Annotated in this window: 20 protein-coding genes; 18 read left to right on the forward strand and 2 right to left on the reverse strand. The window is 32.8% G+C overall.

Annotated features, from left to right (window positions below; all coding sequences use genetic code 11):
• The first annotated feature begins 54 nt into the window (after positions 1 to 54).
• Genes AC37UB_RS06410 through AC37UB_RS06425 form a run of 4 tightly spaced genes read left to right on the forward strand, consistent with a single transcriptional unit; the run spans position 55 to position 2,046 of the window.
• A complete protein-coding gene (locus AC37UB_RS06410) occupies positions 55 to 603 on the forward strand; it encodes an NUDIX hydrolase (protein WP_242094254.1) in 549 nt (182 codons plus the stop codon).
• 10 nt (positions 604 to 613) lie between these two features.
• Positions 614 to 784 carry a hypothetical protein gene (locus tag AC37UB_RS06415; RefSeq protein ID WP_490685466.1) on the forward strand — a complete coding sequence of 57 codons (171 nt, stop codon included), beginning with the start codon at positions 614 to 616 and terminating at the stop codon, positions 782 to 784.
• A gap of 12 nt (positions 785 to 796) precedes the next feature.
• Positions 797 to 1,489: a 5'-methylthioadenosine/adenosylhomocysteine nucleosidase gene (locus tag AC37UB_RS06420; RefSeq protein WP_117972731.1), complete on the forward strand. Its 693-nt coding sequence runs from the start codon at positions 797 to 799 to the stop codon at positions 1,487 to 1,489.
• A gap of 11 nt (positions 1,490 to 1,500) precedes the next feature.
• Positions 1,501 to 2,046 carry a cysteine hydrolase family protein gene (locus tag AC37UB_RS06425; RefSeq protein ID WP_241699376.1) on the forward strand — a complete coding sequence of 182 codons (546 nt, stop codon included), beginning with the start codon at positions 1,501 to 1,503 and terminating at the stop codon, positions 2,044 to 2,046.
• Between the two features lie 45 nt (positions 2,047 to 2,091).
• Here AC37UB_RS06425 and AC37UB_RS06430 read toward each other — a convergent pair whose 3' ends face one another.
• Positions 2,092 to 3,096, reverse strand: a complete 1,005-nt coding sequence (locus tag AC37UB_RS06430; protein WP_241699377.1) for a YeiH family protein — start codon at positions 3,094 to 3,096, stop codon at positions 2,092 to 2,094.
• Between the two features lie 108 nt (positions 3,097 to 3,204).
• Here AC37UB_RS06430 and AC37UB_RS06435 point away from each other — a divergent pair, with 108 nt between their 5' ends.
• Positions 3,205 to 4,032, forward strand: a complete 828-nt coding sequence (locus AC37UB_RS06435; RefSeq protein ID WP_490685467.1) for a LysR family transcriptional regulator — start codon at positions 3,205 to 3,207, stop codon at positions 4,030 to 4,032.
• Between the two features lie 2 nt (positions 4,033 to 4,034).
• Here the strand turns inward: AC37UB_RS06435 and AC37UB_RS06440 are convergent, their stop codons facing one another.
• Complete coding sequence (locus tag AC37UB_RS06440; protein WP_490685468.1) at positions 4,035 to 5,501, reverse strand: helix-turn-helix domain-containing protein; 1,467 nt, start codon at positions 5,499 to 5,501, stop codon at positions 4,035 to 4,037.
• Between the two features lie 301 nt (positions 5,502 to 5,802).
• Between AC37UB_RS06440 and AC37UB_RS06445 the strand changes: the two genes are divergently transcribed.
• From AC37UB_RS06445 to AC37UB_RS06505, 13 genes are all read left to right on the forward strand, one after another.
• Positions 5,803 to 7,227, forward strand: coding sequence for an amino acid permease (locus AC37UB_RS06445; RefSeq protein WP_490685469.1), 1,425 nt, complete (start codon positions 5,803 to 5,805; stop codon positions 7,225 to 7,227).
• Positions 7,224 to 9,692 (forward strand): YhgE/Pip family protein, encoded by a 2,469-nt coding sequence (locus AC37UB_RS06450; RefSeq protein ID WP_490685470.1) that lies wholly within the window; start codon positions 7,224 to 7,226, stop codon positions 9,690 to 9,692. The genes AC37UB_RS06445 and AC37UB_RS06450 overlap by 4 nt, the downstream gene beginning before the upstream one ends.
• 62 nt (positions 9,693 to 9,754) lie before the next feature.
• Positions 9,755 to 11,140 (forward strand): glutamate decarboxylase, encoded by a 1,386-nt coding sequence (gene gad / locus AC37UB_RS06455; protein ID WP_117972738.1) that lies wholly within the window; start codon positions 9,755 to 9,757, stop codon positions 11,138 to 11,140.
• A 161-nt stretch (positions 11,141 to 11,301) separates the two neighbouring features.
• On the forward strand, positions 11,302 to 11,964 hold the full coding sequence (locus AC37UB_RS06460; protein ID WP_241699380.1) for a hypothetical protein: 663 nt from the start codon (positions 11,302 to 11,304) through the stop codon (positions 11,962 to 11,964).
• Positions 11,965 to 11,983: 19 nt separating this feature from the next.
• Positions 11,984 to 12,226, forward strand: a complete 243-nt coding sequence (locus tag AC37UB_RS06465; protein WP_117972740.1) for a hypothetical protein — start codon at positions 11,984 to 11,986, stop codon at positions 12,224 to 12,226.
• 143 nt (positions 12,227 to 12,369) lie between these two features.
• Positions 12,370 to 13,887, forward strand: coding sequence for an AcpB/EbpR/MafR family transcriptional regulator (locus tag AC37UB_RS06470; protein ID WP_117972741.1), 1,518 nt, complete (start codon positions 12,370 to 12,372; stop codon positions 13,885 to 13,887).
• 161 nt (positions 13,888 to 14,048) lie between these two features.
• Positions 14,049 to 15,563, forward strand: coding sequence for a flavocytochrome c (locus tag AC37UB_RS06475; RefSeq protein WP_117972742.1), 1,515 nt, complete (start codon positions 14,049 to 14,051; stop codon positions 15,561 to 15,563).
• A 161-nt stretch (positions 15,564 to 15,724) separates the two neighbouring features.
• A complete protein-coding gene (locus AC37UB_RS06480) occupies positions 15,725 to 18,538 on the forward strand; it encodes a sigma-54-dependent transcriptional regulator (protein ID WP_490685471.1) in 2,814 nt (937 codons plus the stop codon).
• Positions 18,539 to 18,678: 140 nt separating this feature from the next.
• Positions 18,679 to 19,194 carry a mannose/fructose/sorbose PTS transporter subunit IIB gene (locus AC37UB_RS06485; protein WP_117972744.1) on the forward strand — a complete coding sequence of 172 codons (516 nt, stop codon included), beginning with the start codon at positions 18,679 to 18,681 and terminating at the stop codon, positions 19,192 to 19,194.
• A gap of 17 nt (positions 19,195 to 19,211) precedes the next feature.
• A complete protein-coding gene (locus AC37UB_RS06490) occupies positions 19,212 to 20,198 on the forward strand; it encodes a mannose/fructose/sorbose PTS transporter subunit IIA (RefSeq protein ID WP_117972745.1) in 987 nt (328 codons plus the stop codon).
• 21 nt (positions 20,199 to 20,219) lie between these two features.
• Complete coding sequence (locus tag AC37UB_RS06495; RefSeq protein WP_117972746.1) at positions 20,220 to 21,038, forward strand: PTS mannose/fructose/sorbose transporter subunit IIC; 819 nt, start codon at positions 20,220 to 20,222, stop codon at positions 21,036 to 21,038.
• An 18-nt stretch (positions 21,039 to 21,056) separates the two neighbouring features.
• On the forward strand, positions 21,057 to 21,968 hold the full coding sequence (locus tag AC37UB_RS06500; RefSeq protein ID WP_242094277.1) for a PTS system mannose/fructose/sorbose family transporter subunit IID: 912 nt from the start codon (positions 21,057 to 21,059) through the stop codon (positions 21,966 to 21,968).
• A 96-nt stretch (positions 21,969 to 22,064) separates the two neighbouring features.
• Positions 22,065 to 22,442 carry a DUF956 family protein gene (locus tag AC37UB_RS06505; RefSeq protein ID WP_117972748.1) on the forward strand — a complete coding sequence of 126 codons (378 nt, stop codon included), beginning with the start codon at positions 22,065 to 22,067 and terminating at the stop codon, positions 22,440 to 22,442.
• Positions 22,443 to 22,628 lie beyond the last annotated feature (186 nt).

Below are 22,628 nucleotides of genomic sequence, written 5' to 3' on the forward strand. Positions count from 1 at the left end.
CTCTTTAAAGGTATCATAAACATAAATAAGTGAATTGACAAGGAGCAGGCATGAATGAAAGATAAATTTAATGAAGAAACGCTCGAAAGAAAAGAGGTATTCAAAGGATCAGTGATTGATGTGTGTGTTGATACGGTTGAATTACCTAATGGGAAAACATCAAAACGTGAATTGGTTTTTCATAAAGGAGCAGTTGGTATTTTAGCCATTACACCGATGAATCGCATTGTGTTAGTCAAACAATTTCGTAAAGCAATAGAAAAAAGTATTTTAGAAATACCAGCAGGAAAAATTGAAGCATATGAAGATAACCCGTTAGAAACAGCTAAGCGTGAACTAGAGGAAGAAACCTTTTATCAATGTGATTCAATGGTTGAAGTGGCCGATTTTGTTACATCTCCAGGTTTTTGTAATGAAAGAATGGTCTTATTTCAAGCTAATGGTATCAAAAAAGCCGATAATCCTTTACCAAGAGATGAGGATGAATTTTTAGATATCGTGGAGTTATCTTTAGAGGAAGTGAAAGAGTACATTCGTCTTGGTACAATTTGTGATGCTAAGACATTATATGCTATTCTATTATGGGAAATGCAAATGAAATAAGGAGTTTATCATGTCGAAAGAAAAACAAAAGAAAGTAGAAACAACGTCAAAACAAATTTTAACAAGAAGTCGTGTAAGAGAACATAATAAAAACGAACAACGTAATACATGGTTAAACCGAGCGATTGTGATTATCGTCATCTTATTAGTCATTATGTTGTATGCTATTTTTAAACTGTAAGGGAGTTTATGTATGAAAATTGGAATCATTGGGGCAATGGAACAAGAAGTTGTGTTATTAAAAAACCAACTAGAAAATAAAAAAGAATGGCATGAAGCAGGTGTGTCATTTTATTCAGGAAGTATTGGAACACATGAAATTGTAGTAACACAATCAGGTATAGGCAAAGTTTTAGCTGGGTTAACAGCGACGTTACTAATTAGTCATTATCATGTTGATTGTTTAATTAATTCAGGATCTGCTGGTGGTATTGGTAAAGGTTTATCGATTGGAGATATTGTCATTTCTGATAAATTAGCTTATTTTGATTCGGACGTTACAGCATTTGGTTATGAATATGGGCAAATGCCACAGATGCCATTATTTTATGAAGCAAGTAATCAACTCATGAGTGTAGCGATAAAAGCAGCTGAGGATAAGCAATTAGCAACACACATTGGGTTGATTGTTTCAGGAGATACCTTTGTCCATAGTCAAGAACAAATAGCCCACATAAAAAAACATTTTCCTGACGTTTTAGCTAATGAGATGGAAGGCGCGGCGATTGCTCAAGTGGCGCATCAATATAAGTGTCCATTTGTTGTGATTCGTGCCATTAGTGATGTAGGCGATGAAAATGCTAGTGTAAATTTTGATGAGTTTATTATTGAAGCAGGAAAAAAATCTGCTGAAATGGTCGTTGAATTAGTGAAACAATTAAACTAAGGAGAGAAGACATGAAAGCTTTGATATCAATAGATTATACAAATGATTTTGTTGCAAGTGATGGAAAATTAACGACTGGTGAATTCGGTCAAGCCATTGAAACAGAGATGGTCCGTTTAACTAACCAATTTATTGACGATGGAAATTACGTTGTTTTTGCTATTGATTGTCATGATGACACAGATAAGTATCATCCAGAGAACACTTTATTTCCTCCTCATAATATTATTGGAACAAAAGGAAGAGAATTGTATCAAGGATTAAATGATGTGTATCAAAAAAATAAGGAAAAAGATACGGTGTATTGGATAGATAAGCGTCACTATTCAGCTTTTAGTGGCACAGATTTAGATATTCGATTAAGAGAAAGAAAAATCGATACAGTTCATTTAGTAGGAGTGTGTACAGATATTTGTGTGTTACATACCGCTATCGATGCTTATAATTTAGGATACAATATTGTAATTCACGAAAAAGCTGTCCAAAGCTTTGATCAGGTTGGCCATAAATGGGCTTTAGGCCATTTTAAAAATACGCTTGGTGCGACAATTGTTTAAATCAAAAAGCAAGCTCCTATGATTTTAGGGCTTGCTTTTTATTTATTAAATGGATAATAATTTTATTAAAGTAATGGCAACAATCGTTTGAACAATTCCTACACTTCCAGCATACGCTAAAAATCGAGGGCCTTCTTTAAAAAATTCTTTTGCGTTAATACGTAATCCAATAGCTGCTAAAGCAGTAATTTCAAACCAGCCACTAATTGAGTGCGTTGTTTGGCTTAATATAGTTGGAAAATGAATGACACTATTTAAGACACAACAAATGATAAAGCCAATGATATACCAAGGAAGCGGAAATTTTTTCTTAGCCTTTTCTTGTATTGTTAGGTTGTTGTCTGTTGATTGGTTAGCAATTTTTCCAAAAGCAAATACAACGACTACTAAGAACATGATCCGTAAAATTTTAAATAAAGTTGCCATTTCTACAACTTGTGAACTAACCATATTGGCACTGGCAATAACTTGACCGACTGATTGAAGCGTTCCACCAATTAAGGCACTTTTAGCCATCACATTATCTGTAAAAACTGTACCACCAATAATAGGAAGAGTCAGCATCATCACAGTTCCTAATAAATTGACTAAGGTAATAATTTGTCCTTTTTCTTTATCTTTAGCCCCAATTTCTGGTGCGATTGCACCAATAGCTGATGAACCACATACAGCATTTCCTCCTGCCATCAGTAATGACATCGTCTGGTTAAATTTTAATTTTTTCCCAATAAAGTAAGCTGATAGAATCGTTAGTGTCATTTGACACATAATAAATAGAATACCAGAACCCCCAATTTGTACAATAGTTTGAAAGGTTACGGTAGTTCCAAGTAGAACAATGGATAATTCCAATAGTGTTTTTTCTGAAAATTTAGTTCCCTTTTGCCAAACTGATTGATTAAAAAAAAGATTTCCTAATAAAATACCTAATAAAATAGCAATGGTTCCAGCTCCGAGTGACGGTAACCATATGGCGAGTATTTTTGATAAGCTAGCAATCGCTAGGGATAAGAGAAGACCAGGGTAGATAGTTTGTTTCAATTGTTTCATATTCATTCCTCCAAAGTTAACATAATTTGATTATACTGGTTTAGTTTACATTTTAAAAATAAATAGTTAGAATATTAACTATTATAAAAACAAATAGTAGGTGTAAAGATGTTTAAATTGTTTTTAACATTTAAAGAAGCATATGAGACGAGAAACTTTACAAAAGCGGCTGAAAATTTATTCATTTCACAACCAGCTGTTTCTAGTCAAATGAAACAATTAGAAGAAGAACTAAATTGTAAATTGTTTATTAGAAAAACGAAACAAGAGATGTCTCCAACAAAAGAAGCAACTATCCTGTATACAAGGCTATTAAATTTAGAAGATGACTGGTTAGAAACCAAGAGATTGATTAAACAGGTTGGAAATAATCCAGTAAAATGTGTTATTAGTGCATCGAATACTTTTTCTATCTATTACTTACCTGATTTAATGAGTCGGTTAGTTAAGAGATTTCCTGAGGTATATTTTGAACTTGATATGCATAATTCCGAAGAAGTTCTGGAAAATGTCTTACAGCATCGAGCGCATTTTGGATTTATTGAAAAACCATTGGAAACAGGTCCTGTATGCCGAAAAGAGTTTTTAACAGATGAGTTGGTGATTGCTGGTAATCTTGAGAGTGATCTGTGGTTGTGCCGGGAAGATATTTCAGGTGTATATCATTATACCAAGCGATATTTTTTACAAGAAAACATTCAACCACAGCGTTTATGTGTAAAAAATAATGAAATGATTGTGAGATTACTTGAAAAAGGGATTGGAAAAAGTATTATTTCACGTGTGTCAGTCCCTAAACATATGCCCTATCAAGAATTGGGTATGAATTATAAACGTTTATTTTATTTTTTAAAAAAAGATTATTTGACACATCCCACGTTTTTAGAAATTGAAGCAGTCATTGAACAGTACGCAAAAGAAAAAGGCGGAGAATGAAATCATTCTTCGTCTTTTTTTTGTTTTTCTTTAATGATAGTCTCTACTTTTTGAAGAAAGGTTAGGTTAAGTGGAAATTTTACCATAATAATGGGTGTATCTTTGTAGAGTGAATGTTTACTCGTTTCATGAAATGGCGTTAAGACAATATCTGTCTGCTTTTTTGAGTAAGAGTCTTGATAGTTTATTTGATGATTAAAATATAAATCCAAATAGTCTTTTATTTGCTTTTGGTGCAGATAGTCAAACGCTGGTTCTATATGAATCGATACGACTTTATATAGGTGTTCTGAATCCACAAAATAAAGAAAACGAAAAAAATATTGTTGTAAAAGAATCGTTAGTTGACTATTCGAAATAAAGCCTGTTTCAATCAAATGTTTTTTGATAACCTTTGTAAATTTTGCAGTGATAATAGGGTATTGTTCTAAATTATAGTGAACAGTGACACCATATTTATATTCGAATACTAATTGATTAAATACCATTGTAACAAAACCAGTATAGAAAATATCTCTCTTTATTAAGTAAATATCCTCATCTGATAAGGGGCGAAATAATGGAAATAAATCACAAAAAATTAAATCAGTTATCGTCATTAGTTCTAATTGATTTTCATTAAAAAAATTGTAAACAAGATTGGTGTTCTGTTTTCTATTTAGCTCTTCATCAAGTGTCATAATATAGAAAAAATAAGCAATTTCTTTTTGATTAAAAACGTAATAATGTTGGAATAATTCTTCAACATAAGGATAGATAGGATGAGAAGCTACAAAGCGATTTAATTTATCACTAATGATAATAAGTTGACTAAAACTAATCCTCTGTAAATGAATTAAAAAAATATTGATCGTTTTTTGCTTTTTAACACCAGATATTTGGAAATTTGCTTTTTTAAAAAAATCATCAAAGTTCTGTTTTAGTTCCTCATAATTTATACCGTCGAGTAAAAAATAAGCATTTCGATTAACCATTGTATCAAATAAAGCAATGAAATATCTTATTTTACGTTCATCACCAACTAATTTTAAATGAACTAAATCAATTCCATAAACATGACAGGTTTCTCTAATTCGTTTGAGATTTTTTCTAACTGTTGTTTCACTTAAAAAATGCATTTGGCAATAGTTTGTTACGGAGACGATTTGTTGATTAATGATGTCATTTAATAGGATCATAGTTTGACTACTTTGAACAACGAATTTTTTAAAATCTTCAAAGTCATTTGAATAGTCAGTAATTTTTATTCCTTTCATTTTTAGATAATCAATAGAAAGTTGATTATCTGTTATTAAATCATACTCTTTTTTTCTTTCTAAAATATCTTTTATGTAATGTTGGACTGTCCTTTCAGAAATCGTTAATTCTTTAGATAGGTAGGACGTTTGTGTCCAATCGTAATGATTGTAAATGATATTAATGACAGAGATAGTCATTTTTATTTTGGGTTCAAGTAATAAATCAATCAATGATTTCATTCCTTTCAAGAAAATAAATCAGACATACTAGTGAAACAAGTATAATCTGTTTTATAAAAAAAGACAATTCGCATAAAAATTGATTTTAGGTCAATAAAATCAAAGTTTTTTAGTTTTCTTTTCATTGGATGTTCTAAGTTAAGTATGAATTAAGCGATATACTTATCGTTGCTATAGAGATAGAAGATAGATTAATAACATGAATACTTACAATGCTATTTAATATTTGATGTATTGTAAAGAAATTTAACAAATCAGTTATTTCTAATGTTTAGTAGAGAGGATTTAAATCATGCAGAATACAAAAAAATTATCTTTATTCAGTTTTTTTGCCATGACGGCTTCGTTATTTATCACGGTCTATGAGTACCCAACGTTTGCTGAATCGGGGAAGACACTTATTTTCTTTTTATTAGTATGTGGTCTATTCTGGTTTTTACCAGTTGCCTTATGTGCAGCAGAAATTGGTACTGTAGAGGCGTTTGATGGAGGGGGGATTTTTGGATGGGTAGGTAAAACGTTAGGAGAAAAATTTGGTTTTGCTGCCATTTTCTTCCAGTGGTTTCAAATCACAGTGGGATTTGTCACAATGAGTTATTTTATCATTGGTGCGTTATCATATGCGTTAAAATTTCCAGAGATGAATGACAATAAGCTCATTAAATTTTTAGTGGTAGTTTTAATTTTTTGGTTATTAACATTTTTACAATTTAAAGGGACAAAAACCACATCTCAAATTGCGAAAGCAGGTTTTGTGATAGGCATTATTATTCCTGTAACTGTCTTATTAATTTTTACTATTAAATATGTTGCTACAGGTCATGCTGTAACACATTCATTTTTAGATAAATCATTTTTCCCGAATAAGCAAACCTTCTCATCATTGGTGACTTTTATTTTAGCCTATGTTGGGGTGGAAGCTTCAGCATCCCATATTAAATCACTGGATAATCCACAAAAGAATTATCCGTTAATGATGGTTTACTTAGTTATTACAGGAATCGTATTAAGTACTATTGGTGGCACGACTGTTTCAATGGTCGTACCAGCGAAACATCTGTCGTTAAATAGTGGGGTGATTCAAGCATTTGAAACATTGATTTTGAAAGGTAATCCTCATCTATCATGGTTAGTCGAAATCCTTGCGATTATGTTGGCATTTGGTGTGCTAGCTCAAGTTAGTTCATGGATTGTCAGTCCAACAGAAGGCTTGCGTTATGTTGCCGATCAAGGATTGCTCCCTAAAAGCTGTCAAAAAATTAATAAAAATGGAGTGCCAACTTCTTTACTAATCATACAAGGTGTTATCGTGACCATTTGGGCTGCCGTTTTAACTTTTGGTGGAGGAGGAAATGCTGTGTCATTTTTAACCGCCATTTCATTAACCGTTGTGATTTATTTATGTGGCTATTTATTATTTTTTATTGGGTATTTCGTTTTAATTTTTAAGAAATCAAATCAAGCATTAAAAAGAGCTTACGAAGTACCAGGAGGAAGAAAAGTAAAAGCGTTGTTAGCAAGTTTGGGTATGGGGATGTCTTTATTAGCATTAGTTTCTTCCTTTATTGCGCCAAGTGAATTAAAAGCAAATGAAGCGAAAACCTACTTAATAACATTAGCTTTTAGTTCTGTTATAACCGTATTGTTACCATTTGTGTTTTATCACATATATGGGAAAAAACATTCGATTAATTTAAATAATGAAGAAAGAAAGTGATTAACGTGCAAATGATTAAACAGGAATTTAAACAGTTATTTCATAATAAAATACTACTAATTTCTGTGATAGCTATCTGTTTTATTCCGATATTATATTCGAGTGTATTTGATAAATCTGTTTGGGATCCATATAACCGTTCGAGTCATTTGCCTGTAGCCGTGGTAAATGAAGATCAACCAGTTGAGATGTTAGGCCAAAAAGTTGATGTTGGGAAGAGTGTCATTGATGAATTAAAACATAACAAACAACTTAAATGGGAATTTGTTGATGAAAAGCAAGCAATGGATGGCATGAAGGACTTGAAATATTACATGATTGTCACGATTCCAAAAGATTTTTCAAAAAATGCGACGAGTCTTTTAAATCCTTCTCCTAATCAAATGGAAATTCAGTACACAACAAATGGTTCGCTAAATTATATTGGATTGGATATGGCTCAAATTGGAGCCAAAGAGTTGGAAGCGAAAGTGCGAGAAAGTGTCACCGCAGCTTATGTTAAAACAGCGTTAGCACTTGGTCAAAAGGGTAAACAAGATTTAATAAAATTAACCAATGGCTCAAAAGAACTTGCAACAGGCAGTAAAAAACTCGATAACGGTTTGGGTGAATACACGAATGGTGTGTCTACTGCAGCTAATGGCTCAAACACATTAGCAAATGGTGTAAATGAGTTAGCGTCTAATGTTTCTCCGTTAAAACAAGGGGTAACGGAATTACAAAATGGTGCGACACAATTATCTAATGGACTAAACGAAGTCAATGACAAACTTCAACCACTCTCAGGGAAATTAAATGAAGTTGGAAGTGGTGTGACAGATTTATTAAATGGTACAAAAGAGTTAGAAGCCAGTTTAAGAAATGTGGAAGCCAGTTTATCAGGATCTTCAGCTAATTTGTTAAAACAAGATATCGAAAAGATTAATCAACAAGTTGAATCAGTTTTAAATGATTCAAAAGAGTTGAGTGAAGTTTCTAGTGTATCAACTGCTTTGTCAACAGATCTAATTGGATTAAGTAATCAATTATCAGGGTTTAGCCAAGTGATTGGAAAAATCAACCAGATAGTCTCTCGGGACACACAACAATTTCAGCAAGTGTTAGAAGGTATAATTCAACAAAATAGCCGAATAAGTGATGATATTAAACAAGAGTTGATTGCACAACTATCACAGCAAGTTACTAGCTTCTCAACACAATTAGTGACAGATATTAAAAGCTCTTCAGCTGACATTGATGGTATCGTTAGTCAAGTTCAAACAGGACTAAATGGTGCAAGCCAGCAAGCAAAATCATTATCACAACAAGCAACGATGATGAGTCAATTAGCCAAAGGATTGTCAGAAAATACAGGAGAAATGAAAGAATCTATTGTAAATATTAAAGCAGGAACCACCGATTTATTGGAAAGCTTTGGTAACAATGTCAACTTAGCCAACACACAAAATGTGTTACATGAATTAGAAACAGGATTATCTCAAGTGGATAACCTAGTGAATGAAGCACCTGTTGCGTTAAATGGTATTAATCGTTTGTCAGCTGGAAGTAATACTTTAACAAATGGATTCAATACTATGTCAGGTAAAATGCCAGAACTAATATCAGGCGTTACACGTTTAGATGGTGGAGCCAATGAATTAAGTCAAGGACTCACAAAATTAACCGATAACACACCGAAATTAATGAGTGGAGCCAATCAACTAACAGTAGGTGCAACAACAATGGCAAGTGCTTTAACACAAGCAGATAAATTAGTTAGTCGTTTGAAATTTAATAATAAAAACGTCAAAATGTTCGCAGCACCAACAGGGTTACAAAATATTGAATACAGTAAAGTAAAAAATTATGGACAAGCTTTAGCACCATACATTATGTCACTTGCGTTATTTGTTGGCTGTATTGTATTCAACTTTATCTTCCCAATCAGACGTGTTTCAATGGAAGGGCAATCCAGTCGTGATTGGTGGTTAAGTAAAGTTGCAATGGGATTTGTCGTATCAACGATTATGGCAATTATCGAAGCGACTATCATGTTGTTATTAAAATTACCCGTCGATCAAGTTGGAAAACTTTATCTAGTGGGAATTGTGACTGCGTGGAGTTATATGTTCTTGATTATGTTTTTAGCTATGACATTTGATAATCCAGGTCGATTTATTGCGATGATTTTATTGGTGTTACAACTAGGAGGAGCTGGAGGAACATTCCCATTACCATTGCAAAACAGTTTCTTTAATGCCATTCACCCTTATTTACCAATGACCTATTCCATTTATGGATTTAGGGAAGCAATCTCTAGAGGGATTGGTGCACCAATGTTTAATAGAAGTATTATCACCTTATTATGTATCTTTATATTCTTTGTTATTCTTTTAAGATTTTCAATGGATTACTTACAAAGAAAACACTTGGAAAATATATCTGCTTTAAATGATAATCAAAAACTACAAGCTTTAGAAAAATAATGTTTTTTAAATGAGATACTTATCCCATTTTATATAATTTAAAATTTTTAGGAGGTCTAGTTATGACTAGCGAAAAAAATCAATCAGTCGTACCAATCTTTGGATCAAATGCATCAGAAGAAGCAGTAATGTTAGATAAAATGAGAATGGACCCAATTAATCCATCTATTGCTTATCGTTTAATAAAAGACGAATTAATCAATGAAGGAAATGCTCGACAAAATTTGGCGACATTTTGTCAAACTTATATGGAACCAGAAGTGACTGCTATTATGGCAGAAACAATGGAAAAAAATGCTATTGATAAATCCGAGTATCCCCAAACGGCTGCTATGGAACAAAAATGCGTGAGAATGATTGCTGATTTATGGCATGCACCAAACCGAGATCGTGTGATGGGAACTTCAACTGTTGGCTCAAGTGAAGCTTGTATGCTCGGTGGGATGGCGATGAAATTTAGATGGCGAGATCGTGCTAAGAAAAATGGATTAGATATCAATGCAAAACGACCAAACTTAGTTATTTCATCAGCTTATCAAGTATGTTGGGAAAAATTCTGTGTATACTGGGATATTGAAATGCGTGAAGTCCCAGTTGATAGTGAGCATTTAAGTATCAACACAGATACTGTCATGGACTATGTTGATGAGTATACGATTGGGATTGTCGGTATTTTAGGTATTACTTATACTGGAAAATTTGACGACATTAAAAAATTAGATGAGCTGGTTGAAGAATACAATCAAACACACAATCAAGACTTAGTGATTCACGTGGATGGAGCAAGCGGTGGTTTATTTGTACCATTTATCGAACCAGATTTATTGTGGGATTTTAGATTGAAAAATGTGGTGTCTATCAATTCATCTGGCCATAAATACGGCTTAGTTTATCCTGGAGTTGGATGGGTGTTATGGAAAGACGAAGAGTATCTACCAAAAGAATTGGTTTTTGAAGTGAGTTATTTAGGTAGTGTTATGCCAACAATGGCGATTAATTTTTCTAGAAGTGCTAGCCAAATTATTGGGCAATATTATAATTTTTACCGCTTTGGGTTTAATGGATACAAAGAAATTCATGAGCGAACAAAAAAAGTAGCCATGTCTTTAGCTAAAACAGTTGAAGAAACTGGACTTTTTAAAATGTTTAATACAGGAGAAAATTTACCAATCGTTTGTTTCACGTTAAAAGAGGATGCTAATGTAGAATGGTCACTGTATGACTTGTCTGATCGTTTACAAATGAGAGGATGGCAAGTTCCATCTTATCCATTTCCTAAGGATATGCAAGGCACGATTGTTCAACGATTTGTGTGTCGTGCAGATATGGGTCAAAATATGGCAAACGCTTTTGCAAAGGATTTTAATGCGGCGATAAAAGAATTGAATCATGCAAGAATTTTATGTCACGAAGAACCAAAAAAAACAACAGTTAAACCAGAACACTAAAAAAGATATTGAATAAATTGTGAAAATGTATCTCATCATGTATCGAAAAAATAGAAAACATTATTCATAAATTAGATAAAATTAAAAAATATAATACTTGTATTGAATCAATTAAATAACTAATTATTATTAGACATTAGTTAAAATCAGGAGGAACAATTATGAAAAAAACTGCATTATTAAGTGTCACTGTCGGAGCAACATTATTATTACTTTTAGGTGGCTGTGGATCAAAAGAAGAAGTGAAAGGAACAGTTGAAGCTGGAACAGTTGCTTCTACAACAGAAACACTAAAAGACGGTGAAAAAGTTGATGTAGAAAGCGTGAGCCTTAAAGATGATGGCTCATTTAAAGAAATCATCAAGGGTGAAAATGATCCAAAAGTAAAATTAGAAGCAAAATATGATACTGACTGGCAAGATAAAAGCTGGGAAAATGTTGATTTTAAAATCGGTAAAGTAAAAATCGTTGAAGTAGATAAATACAAAGACAAAGAAAATAACGAATACAAAGGTTTAATGTCTATGGACTTTACATTAAAAAATGATGGAAAAGAAGATGTAAGCATTCACCCAAGTGATGCTGTCTTAGTCTTAAAAGATGGTACAGAAATCACAGGTAAACATTTTAGAGATTACTGGGAAGATATTTTTGCTAAAGATAAACAAAAAGACGGCCATGTTTATTTTACCTTTGATAAGTTAGAACAAGCTGACCAAGTCAAAGAAATCAAATTAACCTTCGATGGACACAAAAAAGGTGATGACAGCGAAAAAGTTGAACACACTTATGATGTGAAATTACCTCTAGAACTACAAAAATAAGGAATAGGACGTGTTAAAAATGACAGACTATGACAAAAAAGAAGAAAAAGTAATCAATCAAATCTCTAATATTTTAACAAATTTAGATGAAACATTAGCTAAAATTGACGATGAAATGGAAAAAGGTCATGAGAAATCAGTGAAATGCTGGTTTGAAGAAAAGAAAGCCATTCATGAAATTAAAAAGATTTTACACGAAATTGATAAATATGATAATTATAACGAAAAAGAATTAGACAATCTTGTTGATGAATGGGACTAAAAAATAAATGACAGTTTAGTCGACATTTCTTTTGAACATACCTTTTAACCAAGCGGAGTAATGAAAATTATTCCGCTTGATTTGTACCTTTTGCTTGGTCTGTTACTTTTTTTACTGTCATAAGGTATAGGAGCTATTGAAATATGGAAACAGATTTATTTATGTTATTAAATGCAAATAGTCGAAATATTTTATCTATTTTTTCAATCATATCAGAAAAAAATGAATGGTATAGCATGCATGAGATTAGTGAAAAATTGAATGTGGTGGAAAGAACTATTCAACGCTATGTGATTCAATTAAAAGATTGTATTGAACAGTTTAATAAAGATGAAAAAGAAGAGGACAGATTGTATTTAAGTTATGAAAAATATAGAGGTGTCTACCTAGAAACCCCTAAAGGTCAAGGATTGAATAGATTTAAGCAATTAGTCATAGAACAAGATGAAACCTTTATGATGTTAAAACAAATATTTTTTGAAGAGTTCCAATCAGTGACCAAGTATTCAATGGATCATTTTATCAGTGAGAGTAAGGTCAGAAAAGGACTTAAAAAAATACGCCATTATTTAAAAAGATATCATTTGTCTTTATCCAATATTAGTTTTAGGATAGTGGGAGAAGAAAAACAAATTCGATTGTTGACTTATTATTTAATATGGTATGGTGTTAAAGGAAATGTCTGGCCCTTTAAACAGGTTAGTCAATTAAAGGTTTATGAAGTAGTCGATGGTTTGAATCAAGCGTTAGAGATGCGTTTGACTCAAACACAAAGGAAACAACTTGCTTACATGTTAGCTATTAATTTGTTCAGATTAGGCAAAAATCACGTGGTTACATTTGAAGCTGAATGGAAAGACTATGTCAATATTAAGCAAATTTTAAATCAAGCCCCCTTTTTAGAACTTCTTTTTTTTAAAAGACAGCAAAAATTAACAGCTGAAATTTATTTTTATCTACTACTAATTCAACTTAGAATGAATATCTATCAATGTGATAATTTAACAAGACAAGTGTTGTCTTATCATAAAAAAAATAACTCGGATGTATTTGTTGTAACCGACTCACTAGTTAAAACATTCCATCAAGAACTATTGCCTATTCCCAAAAACTATTATGAGTCTTTTTTTCTAACAACATTTTGTACCCATTTATTTTGTAAATTATTTCATCACGTATCTTTGACAATGGATGGTCGTTATATGTTGGATGATACACAGGAAAAATACACAGTACTATATTCAGAGTTACATCGTTTAGTGGATAAGGTTTATAATCAAACTAATGATTCGATTTTTTTACAAAAGCGTTTTTTAGTTCAAAAATACATGCTATTATTTTCTATGATTAAACCATTGACCTATTTTGAGCCAACCATATGTATTTTATTAGAAAGTGATTTGCCATATTTAACGAAAGCGTTATTAGAAAGAGATATTGCATATCATTATTCTGGAAAATACCATATTGAATTTATGGATACATATGATGTTAAAGAAGCAGATGTTATATTGACAAATGTTTCAAATATTTTTGATTGTAATAGTTGTATGACTTCAACGATCCGATATTTTGATTTTCCATTAACTTTAAGAGATTACGAAGAATTGGATAAATTAGTTAAGAGCATATATCAATGTAAATACGCCATGATAGTTTAAATAAAACATCTTTTTAAATAATAAATGAAAAAAGTCTTGTTTTCATTAAAAAAATAAGTTGTGAAATAATTATTAATTTTTTTCTTGTTAAAATAGCATATTTAGGGTATTATTTTCTAAGTATGTTAGTAATTTAACAATTAAAAAAGGGGATTAGATTTATGAAAAGTAAACTATTCAAATCATTAACCATTAGTTTTGCCACTTTAATGATGCTATCTGGTTGTGGGGGACAAAAAACTGCAGAGAAGACATCTCAAAGTTCATCGACAAAAGCAAGTACATCAGATGTAACTTCTGGTGCGTCAGAACAAAAATATACTGACCCAAAAGAGTTAAAAGATGAGTACGATATTATTATTGTTGGTGCTGGTGGAGCAGGGATGTCAGCTGCTTTGCAAGCGAAAGAAGAAGGTAAAAATCCAGTTATTTTAGAAAAAATGCCAGTAGCTGGTGGGAACACAATGAAAGCTTCAAGTGGGATGAATGCTTCAGAAACAAAATATCAAAAAGAAGCTGGCATTAAAGATTCAAATGATAAATTCTATGAAGAAACACTTAAAGGTGGACACGGAACAAACGATAAAGAATTATTACGTTACTATGTTGATCATTCAGCAAGTGCTATTGATTGGTTAGACTCAATGGGAATTAAATTAAACAACTTGACTATCACTGGTGGGATGAGTGAAAAAAGAACTCATAGACCTGAAGATGGCTCAGCAGTTGGTGAATACTTAGTTCATGGATTATTAAATAATATTCATGAAAAAGACATTCCAATTTTTGTTAATGCTGATGTAACGGAGATTTTAGAAAATGATTCAACAGTTGATGGTGTTAAAGTAACGGTTGAAGGCAAAGAAAAGGAAGTGCATGGTAAAGCTGTTGTTGTGACAACTGGTGGATATGGAGCTAATCCAGAATTGCTAGAAAAAGAAAAACCTGAACTTAAAGGGTATGTCACAACAAACCAAGAAGGTAGTACCGGTGATGGTATTCGCATGATTGAAAAACTTGGCGGACAAACGGTTGATATGGATCAAATCCAAATTCATCCAACTGTTCAACAAGACAAAGGGGTATTAATTGGTGAAGCTGTTCGTGGTGAAGGTGGTATCTTAGTTAGTCAAGAAGGTAAACGATTCACAAATGAAATGGGCACACGTGATAATGTATCTGCTGCTATTACTGCTTTACCTGAAAAATCCGCTTACTTAATTTTTGATGCTGGAGTGAAAGAAAGAGTCAAAGCAATTAACTTTTATGAAAAACAAGGATTTGTAAAATCTGCTGATTCAATTGAAGCATTAGCTAAAGAAATTGATATGGATGGTAAAACACTTGGTACAACTGTGACTGATTGGAACAAAGCAGTTGAAGCGAAATCCGATACAGAATTTTCTCGTGAAACTGGTATGGATCATGCATTAAATAAAGGTCCATATTATGCGATTAAGATCGCACCAGGTATCCATTACACAATGGGTGGTGTAAAAATTAATGATAAAACAGAAGTGCTGAATAAAGACAATCAACCAATTACTGGATTGTATGCTGCAGGAGAAGTGACTGGTGGATTACATGGAAGTAATCGTATTGGTGGAAATTCAGTCGGTGATATCATTGTATTTGGTCGTCAAGCTGGAGAACAATCAGCGAAATTTGTTAAATAATTAGTATTTTAAGAGTCTCGATAATCGAGTCTCTTTTTTTAGAGATTAGTTTTTTTTACAACCGTTTTATATAAAAGAGACATAAAAAAGCGATTTTAATTTTGCTGTAATAATACACTAGTATACAATGATAGTAGTGTGTCATTTATAGGAGGAAACAAATGAAACGAATTGATCAGGTTTATGATTATGTTGTTAACCAAACAAAGAATCTTTCCCCTACCAATTTAGCTAGCGAATCTGGAGTTACAACAAAAGAAGTTGCTGAATTTTTAAAAATTCAGCGTAGTAATGCTAGTAAAGATCTAAATACATTAGTAAGAGAAGGAATTGTAGAAAAATTAGATGGTAGGCCAGTCAGATATGTTGTCAAATCGATTTTTCAACATGAACCCTTATCAAAGTATGTTCCAAGTTATCAAGAAGAAACTGATGCGACAACACTTTCTAAATCTAATTTAATTTATTCCGATGATATTTTTAAACGAATTATTGGTATTAAGGGTAGTATGAAGAATGCTATTATGCAAGCAAAAGCGGCTATTTTATATCCACCAAATGGATTAAATTGTTTGATTACAGGTCCAACAGGATCTGGAAAAACCTACTTTGCTCATACTATGTTTCAATATGCTAAACAGCAACAGATAATAGATGAGAATAAAGAGTTAGTAGTATTTAATTGTGCAGACTATGCTAGTAATCCAGAATTATTAATGAGTCATTTATTTGGTCATATAAAGGGAGCTTTTACAGGAGCAGATGAAGAAAAAGATGGTTTGATGACTTTAGCAAATGATGGGTATTTATTTTTAGATGAAATTCATCGATTGCCACCAGAGGGACAAGAGATGATTTTTTATTTTATGGATAATGGAAAATATTCAAAATTAGGAGAGTCGACTAAAACAAGAGAAGCAAATGTCCGTATCATCTGTGCCACAACAGAAGATCCTAACTCAGCTCTGTTGAATACATTTGTTAGGCGGATTCCTATTACAATTAAACTTCCAAACTTTAAGGAAAGAAGTGCAAAAGAAAAAGTCGAATTAGTAAAAAATATGATGATTATTGAAGCACAACGTATTAATCGGCGAATTATTTTAACGGAAGACGTGATAAAAGCATTAATTGGAAGTGTGTCATATGGAAATGTAGGGCAATTGAAATCGAATGTTCAACTTGTCACGGCACAGTCATTTTTAAAACACATGGATCAACAGGATGTCACGATTACGATGGATGAGTTAAATGATGGGATAAAAGAAGGGCTCGTTCATTTGGCCAGCGATCGACATACAATGGCTGAGTTGACACAGTTATTAGAATCAAAAATGATAATTTCGCCTAATGAATCATTTGAGACTTATGAAGGGGATAGTTATGAGCTACCCTACAATTTATATGAAATCATTGGTGACAAAGCAGCATTATTAAAAGAAGATGGGTTTAACCAAGAAGCCATCAATCATTTTATTACAACAGATATTAACGTTCACTTGAAATCATTTTACCGTAATCATGGCTTTAATTTTGATTCAGAAAATAAATTAGGAGAAATCATTGATAGTAAAGTTATTAAAACAACGCGTATGTTGTATCAATACGCTGTGGAACAAGTAGGTTACAAATTTGAACAAAACTTTTTATATGCAATCGGCCTTCACATTAGCTCTTTTTTAAATCGTTATAAAGAAGGTATCCAAATAGAAACTGGAAATGATGAAAATATCATTAAAATGATCGAAACATACCCGAAAGAACATCATGTGGCAAAAGTATTTAAGCAAATTATTGAAGAGGAACATCAGGTTATATTGCCTCAATCAGAAATCAATTATTTAACTGTTTTGTTGATTTCTTTAAATGAATCAGTGAAGGATGGGAGAATAGGGATTGTCGTTGCAGCTCATGGTAGAAGTACTGCTTCAAGCATGGTGGAAGTTGTTAGTCAGCTGTTAAAAGTAAATAATATTCGTGCCGTAGATATGCCTCTTGATATGTCTCCTACTGAAGCATTAGATAAAGTCATACATGAAGTAAGTGAAGTAGATGAAGGAAGCGGAGTATTGTTGCTAGTAGATATGGGATCTTTGACAACTTTTACAGAGGATATAAAAGAAAAAACTGCTATTAATGTTAAAATTATTGACATGGTGACAACAGCATTAGTTTTGGAAGCTGGTAGAAAAGCGAGTTTACTTGAAGGCGATTTAACAGATTTATATCAATCTCTAAGTTATTTTCACGGATACCATGCAAAGGATACATCTGAAGTAAGCGTTGAAAAGAACAAACCACAAGCAATATTGGCTATTTGTGCATCGGGGCAAGGGACAGCACAGCGAATGAAGGAATTAATCAATGATTACCTTACTTTATATATGGAAGAAGATATTGAGGTAATTACCATGTCAATAGTAGATTTAGAAACGACATTACCATTGGTACAGGAAAAATACCATTTATTAGCAAGCACAGGAATTAAGAATCCTAATTTATCCGTTCCGTTTATTACAATGGACCAACTATTTTCTAAAGAAGGCCCATCGTTTATTGGAAATATCGTATCGAATACATTTACATCTGACGAAGAATTTACGTTAACTGAAGATAAGGCTAAAAAAACATGTGTAGATTATATTAATGATTATTATACCTTTATCAATGCCACTAAATTAATTGATCCATTGTGGACAATTTGTCAGAAAGTTGATCGAGATATTTTATCAAATAAAAAAGAGTATTCTTTTTATATCTCTTTAACCATGCACTTATCTGGAATGGTTGAACGCATATTAAGAAATGATACGCTATCAGCAACTACCTCAGAATTAAATCAATTAGAGAACAAGAACTACATTGATTCACTAAAATCAAGCCTAAGTTTATTAGAACAATTGTTTCAGCTAAAAATACCAAATGATGAGTTAGTGTATGTTGTCAATATTATAGAGAATCAATTAAGCTTATAGTATATATACACTAAAGATACACTGTGCCAAGTGTATCTTTTTCTTATTTTATTAATTGGTTTAATAGTATTTTTGAAAGTTGGCATGAATTTTGCTTATATATTTATAGAATGTTTAAAATGAAGAAAAGGAGGCATCATATGGATATTCGATTAGTTCGTATTGATGACAGATTGATTCATGGACAGGTTGCTACAGTCTGGACAAAACATTCAAAAATAAATCGTATTCTTGTTGTTAGTGATGATGTGGCACAGGATGCCCTTAGAAAAACATTACTTATTCAAGCAGCGCCACCTAATATTATTGTTAATGTGATTCCAGTGAAAAAAATGATAGGAATCTATCATGATCCACGATTTAATGATTCTATTCAAGCAATGCTATTATTTACGAATCCTTCAGACGTTAAAAAAGTGGTAGAAGCTGGTGTGAAAATTGAAACACTCAATGTTGGTGGAATGAGTTATCAAACTGGTAAACATATGATAACAAACGCTGTGGCAATAGATGACAAAGATGAGGAAGCTTTTGTTTTTTTAAGTAATCAAGGAATAACTATTGATGTCAGAAAAGTTGTTTCGGATATTCCTGTTGATTTGATTCATTTATTAAAAAAGAATCAATTAAAAACTGACAAAAAGAAAATGATATAAAATAGGAGGTCACAAATATGGTTGGAATTATTTTAGCAAGTCATGGTGAGTTTGCTAAAGGAATCTTGCAATCTGGTTCAATGATTTTTGGTGAACAAGAAAATGTTAAAGCCGTTACATTGATGCCTAGTGAAGGTCCAGATGATGTTAAAAGAAAAATTATCGAAGCAATTGACACATTTGATCAGCAAGAGGAAGTCCTTTTTTTAGTTGATTTATGGGGAGGTACACCATTTAATCAAGCAAATACACTATTTGAAGAACATAAGGACCATTGGGCAATTGTCAGTGGATTAAACTTACCAATGTTAATTGAAGCATATGCGATGAGATTATCAGAAACAAGCGCTCATAAAATCGCGTCTCAAATTGTAACAACAGGAAAAGATGGGATTAAAGTTCGTCCGGAAGCTCTTGAACCAGAAGAAGAGAAAAATGAAGTTGCTCAACCAGAAGCACAAATGGGTTCTATCCCGCCAGGAACAGTCATTGGTGATGGAAAAATCAAATTTGTGTTGGCACGTATTGATTCACGATTATTACATGGTCAGGTGGCAACAGCTTGGACAAAAGCAACCAATCCAACACGTATCATTGTGGTATCGGATTCAGTTGCAAAAGATGATCTACGTAAGAAATTAATCGAACAAGCAGCACCACCAGGAGTAAAAGCAAATGTTATTCCCGTGAAAAAAATGATAGAAATTGCAAAAGATCCACGTTTTGGTGGAACGCGTGCGTTACTGTTGTTTGAAAATCCGGCAGATGTTGTTCGCGTTATTGATGGTGGCGTGAAGATTGACGAAGTAAATGTTGGATCACTTGCCCACTCTGTTGGAAAAGTGGTAGTAAATAAAGTCCTTTCTATGGGACAAGAAGACGTTAAAGCTTTTGAGCAATTAAAAGCTGATGGTGTGAAGTTTGACGTACGTAAAGTACCAAATGATTCACGAGCTAACATGGATGAGTTGGTTAAAAAAGCAAAAACTGATTTAGGAAAATAAACCATTTATAGGAGGGATATCATGTCTGTTATATCAGTCATTTTAGTTATTATTGTTGCCTTTTTCGCAGGTATGGAAGGTATTTTAGATGAGTTTCAATTTCATCAACCATTGATTGCATGTACATTAATTGGATTAGTTACAGGTCACTTGGAAGCAGGGATTCTTTTAGGGGGGTCACTTCAAATGATCGCTCTAGGTTGGGCAAATATTGGAGCAGCAGTGGCACCAGATGCAGCACTTGCTTCAGTAGCATCTGCTATTATTTTAGTTAAAGCATTAGGAGCTCAATCAATTTCTGTTAAAGATGCAGTGTCATCATCAATCGCAGTGGCTATTCCATTAGCAGTCGCTGGATTATTCTTAACAATGATTGTACGAACATTAGCTGTACCAATCGTTCATATGATGGATAAAGCAGCCGAAGAAGGAAATATGGGTAAAATTGAACGTTTACACATTATGGCTGTATGTATGCAAGGAATTCGTATTGCCATTCCAGCAGCAGCACTGTTATTTATTCCAGCTGAAACTGTACAACACTTTTTAGAATCAATGCCAGCTTGGTTAACTGAAGGTATGGCAATTGGTGGTGGAATGGTTGTAGCGGTAGGTTACGCTATGGTTATTAACATGATGGCAACAAAAGAAGTATGGCCATTCTTTGCAATGGGATTTGTTATTGCCGCAGTTTCTGATATTACATTAATGGGCTTAGGTGCATTAGGTGTGGCCTTTGCATTAATCTACATTAACTTGTCTAAAATGGGTGGTTCATCAAATTCTGGTGGTGGAAGCAATACAGGTGATCCACTAGGCGATATTTTAAACGATTACTAATTTAGGAGGAAAGAAAAAATGGCAGAAAAGATAGAATTATCGAAAAAAGATCGTATGACCGTTGCGTGGCGTTCAACATTTATTCAAGGTTCTTGGAACTATGAACGTATGCAAAATGGTGGTTGGGCATTCTCAATGATTCCAGCAATCAAAAAATTATACAAAACAAAAGAAGAACAATCAGATGCATTAAAACGTCACTTAGAATTCTTTAACACACATCCATATATTGCTTCTCCTATTTTAGGTGTAACATTGGCGTTAGAAGAAGAACGAGCTAATGGATCTGAAATTGATGATGTAGCAATTCAGGGGGTTAAAGTTGGGATGATGGGACCATTAGCTGGTGTTGGAGACCCAGTTTTCTGGTTTACATTACGTCCAATGCTTGGAGCTCTTGGTGCATCTCTTGCACTAGGTGGTAGCATTCTTGGTCCAATTATTTTCTTCGTGGCTTGGAACTTAATTCGTTGGGGATTTATGTGGTATACACAAGAATTTGGTTACCGTGCTGGATCAAAAATTACAGATGACTTATCGGGTGGTTTATTGCAAGATGTTACAAAAGGTGCTTCTATTTTAGGGATGTTTGTTCTGGCAGCATTGGTTGAAAGATGGGTATCCATTGATTTCAAACCAATTGTGTCAAAAGTGCCTCTTGATAAAGGAGCCTATGTTGACTGGGCAAATCTTCCAAATGGTATGGCTGGTGTGAAACAAGCGTTTGAAGAAGTTGCTTCTGGTCGTGCGTTAAGTGATGTTAAAGTGACAACATTACAAAATAACTTGGATCAACTAATCCCAGGTTTAGCACCATTATTATTAACATTCTTCTGTATGTGGCTACTTAAGAAAAAAGTAAGCCCAATTGTTATCATCATCGGTTTGTTCGTTGTTGGTATCTTAGGTCATGTGATTGGCTTACTGTAAAAAAATAAGTTTTAAGAGGTCTTATATAGGCCTCTTTTTTTAAATAGCAGCTCTTTTTTGATATAGTGTTAAAAGAAAAGTAAAGGAAGTGACTTGATGGTTCAGTCTCTTAATACAAAAATTGATCTAGTAATAGATGCAACAGCGTTTACTGGTTTGACAGATTATGGGGAAATTATGATAGGTGATAAAGGATTTGAATTTTATCATGGGCGTGATCCAAGAAAATTTATTCAAATACCTTGGGAAGAAGTTGATTATGTTATTGCTTCTGTCATGTTTAAAGGGAAATGGATTCCAAGATATGCTATTCAGACTAAAAAAAATGGAACCTATACTTTTTCTTCTAAAAAACCCAAAGTGGTCTTACGTGCTATAAGAGAGTATGTTAATCCAGAAAGAATGGTTCAATCGCTTGGATTTTTAGATGTTGTTAAACGGGGGATTAGAGCAAAATTTGGTAAGAATAAATAATAAACCTTTCGGCAAAATGAATATAAACTCATTTTGCCGAAAGGTTTATTATTTATGAAATGAAAAGCTCTGCCAAATGGTTATTTAAAAGTCTTTCAATATAGTAAAATAAATCTCTTATAAATTAAATTTGAAATATTATTGATTTTACCATCAAAAACATATATTATATTCATTTTTTTATTA

This window comes from Vagococcus changpingensis, assembly GCF_058211775.1.